General features: G+C 33.1%; 3 protein-coding genes and 1 pseudogene. 3 read left to right on the top strand and 1 reads right to left on the bottom strand.

The window, feature by feature from the left end; all coding sequences use genetic code 11:
* Nucleotides 1-51: 51 nt before the first annotated feature.
* From AC1DIT_RS27790 to AC1DIT_RS27780, 3 genes are all read left to right on the top strand, one after another.
* Entirely contained in the window at nt 52-732 is a 681-nt protein-coding gene (locus AC1DIT_RS27790; protein ID WP_016112947.1) for a lysoplasmalogenase, read from the top strand.
* Between the two features lie 370 nt (nt 733-1102).
* Nucleotides 1103-1636 (top strand): signal peptidase I, encoded by a 534-nt coding sequence (lepB, locus tag AC1DIT_RS27785; protein WP_003194819.1) that lies wholly within the window; start codon nt 1103-1105, stop codon nt 1634-1636.
* Nucleotides 1637-1650: 14 nt separating this feature from the next.
* A complete protein-coding gene (locus AC1DIT_RS27780; RefSeq protein ID WP_016112948.1) occupies nt 1651-2073 on the top strand; it encodes a hypothetical protein in 423 nt (140 codons plus the stop codon).
* A gap of 60 nt (nt 2074-2133) precedes the next feature.
* Here the strand turns inward: AC1DIT_RS27780 and AC1DIT_RS27775 are convergent.
* Nucleotides 2134-2975 (bottom strand): annotated as a pseudogene (locus AC1DIT_RS27775) (GTP-binding protein); the annotation flags it as partial.

The raw sequence follows: 2975 nt of genomic DNA, 5'->3' as shown, positions 1-2975 counted from the left end.
AGGTTATATCACGAAGAAATATTAATATCCATTTATTGAGGAGAACATGTTATGAATGAAATTTATATATTATTAATTGGACAGGTCATTGTATTTGTTGTAGGTGCGGTTTATGCAATAGCACAGACAAAGCAAACGGGAGAAAATGAGCCTTTACCATTATTGATTCGTCTTATTCTTAGTTTTTCTTTAACTGGTGGTGCGATCTGGATTTGGTTACAAGATCCATCTGTAGAGTATCGTCAGTGGGCTGCAATTGGTATGACTTTATCTACGCTTGGTGATTTATTTATGGCAGGAATCATTCCATTTGGACATCGGTTAATCGGCGGTATGGTTACCTTTGCAATTGCGCATTGTTTTTATGTAACAGCATTTTTGCAAACAGGTATCTCATGGAATGGGTTCTGGATTGGGTTAGTAGCATACGGTTTATTTTTAATAATTGGTTGGTTCTTTTTTATTCGCAATCAAAAACAAGATAGGCTGTTTACAATTGGTGCGCTCGTATATGGTTTATGGGTTGGGGGAATGGCGTGTTTTGCATTTGCATTATACTATGCAAACAACGAAATGTGGTGGATTCCAGCGCTTGGTGGATTGTTATTTGTGATTTCTGATTTTATTATTGGTGTAACGGATATTGGTGGTCGCAAAGTAAAGTATGATCCACTTTGGATCTGGGTAACATATGTTGCTGCACAGATGTGTATTGTATATGTTGGAATATAAAAGAGGATATCTCTAAAAGTAGCTATTTAGCTACTTTTGGGATATCCTCTTTTTTGATTATATATTATGCTACGATGTTCTTTTGCTGTAAAGCGGAAAGACTATATTCGTCAGCCGCTTTATAACCTTGAGATAATAGCTCATTAATGTATATTTTGTTATAAATATAGCAGAAAACTAAATTAGAAAATCTGAATGTAAAAGCACTTGCAATTAAGATAATTAAAAACCATTTTCAACCCCCACTGATTAAAGTTTCACTTTATAAAATTTTATAGGTTTTATCTTATTCTTTCGGAATTTTGTGGAAATTAATAGTAGAAACTATCTATAATAAATGTAACAAAGGGAGAGGAATGAGAGATGGAAAATGAAAAAGAAAAGTCGCTTTCGTGAGCTTTTTGAAATACTAGCTATTGCGTGTTTGTTGTTTTTTTTAGTGAAAATTTTTGTGTTTTTTCCAACAACTGTGCAGGGAGCATCTATGAGGCCAACATTGCAAGATGGGGATAAAGTAATTATTAATAAGTTAGCAAAGAGATTTGAAACCTATGAGCGTGAAGATATTATTGTAGTAAAGACTGATAATTTTTATGTAAAGAGAATTATTGGGTTGCCAGGAGATGTAATTGAGATGAAAAATGATCAATTATACGTAAATCATCAAGTGCAAAGTGAACCTTATTTAGATAAAAATAAAAAACAAGCGAAACAACTTCTTATTAATTTAACTGAAGACTTTGGTCCTATTACGATTCCGAAAAATAAAATTTTTGTCATGGGAGATAATCGTTTAGTGAGTAGAGATAGCCGTAACGGCTTAGGACTGATTCATAAAACAGAAGTGCTTGGCACATTAACTGCAATCTATTATCCGTTTGATCATATGAAAATTGTGAACTAGAAAGAAGGGACAATATGGAGGATATTATTGGACACATTCTAGTAGGAGTTGGTCGCGCAGCAATTGCATTAGGTGAAATATGTGTTGATGCAGGTAAAGGGATTGTAAGAGGGACTGTTAGTATTATAAGAGTCGCTGGAGACTTTATGTTAGATGAAGTGGTAGAGCATGCATTAGAAAGATTAGCGGAACGAGAAGAACGGAAAAAGAAAAGAGTGCAGCGACACATAGAAAAACTGAAGCGGTATACATGGTTCAAGGGTTTATATGAGGATAAGCGCTGCCAGGAAATTTTAAATTATAATAAAGCATGCAGGGATGTATTAAGCAAACGTCGTTATATACATAAGTTAATTCATAAAGAAGATGAAAGAAAGAAATTCATTAAGCGTGTGAAAATTGATGCAAAGGTTAATGATGTTATTTGGGACATGTGAAATAGAATATAAGTAAAAAACCAAGCAATTGTTACAATTTGCTTGGTTTTTTGTATTTACCTAAATTGTAGGTGCCTCGTTCGTTGCTATTTTCAAAGAAGGGGCTTCATCGTTTTTTTCATTTAGCATGAATTTGTACTGCAATAACTGTAATTTAAACAGTGTTAAAGGATCATGATATGTTTCTGGATTTGTTCTTAGTTTCGTTAATGCATTTTCATCCTCATTTATTTCGAGATGTGCAGCTTCCACAGTTTGCTTTAATATGCTAAGAGGTTCTTTAAAGAACATCATAATATCACGTTCTAATGCACTTTCGAATAATTCAAATTGAAGGAAGAACTGTTCAGAAATAGTTGTTGTTACATCTGTATAGTCTTCGGTCTCGATATAATTTTTATATTTGTTGTAAAGCATGGATTGATTTTTCTGCATGTTACCGAATAGCTTTCCAGCACTTTTTAATAGAAATTGTGTTGGTGTAAAGCGTAGTAAAATATTTACATCATCAACTTTGATTCGGTTTGTCATCCTTGCAACATCGCGGCGCCAATCATCAAGTAGCTGGAAATCGCATGGTAGTTTCATACGTTCTTCTTCGTATAATTTATTAAATGTTTCACTCATTTCATCTAAATAAGATTGACTTTGAATAAATTCATTATGGACTTTTTCAATCCATTCTTGAATAGATTGAGTAAACTTAGGTAATATCATTTGTTGTAAATGTTTTTGAATTCTTTCATTCATTGCTGCATTTAATTCTTCAGGAACTTGTTTAAAGTCACTATCTTCATGAACTAAATCGGAACAGCTCTGCAATAATTCAGGAATTTGATCATGAAGATCATGTATAATTTCATCTTTCGTTAAACGATATGAGTCTGTAATAGAGCGAGTCC

This window comes from Bacillus sp. 05T22 (assembly GCF_056396765.1).
The sequence above is the reverse complement of the archived record's forward strand: the minus strand, read 5'-3'. Positions and strand labels throughout refer to the sequence as shown.

Excerpts from the sequence above, each read along its gene's own strand:
- AC1DIT_RS27790 (WP_016112947.1), top strand. The coding sequence starts at position 52 with ATGAATGAAATTTATATATTATTAATTGGACAGGTCATTGTATTTGTT.
- lepB (WP_003194819.1), top strand. The coding sequence starts at position 1,103 with ATGAAAAAGAAAAGTCGCTTTCGTGAGCTTTTTGAAATACTAGCTATT.
- AC1DIT_RS27780 (WP_016112948.1), top strand. The coding sequence starts at position 1,651 with ATGGAGGATATTATTGGACACATTCTAGTAGGAGTTGGTCGCGCAGCA.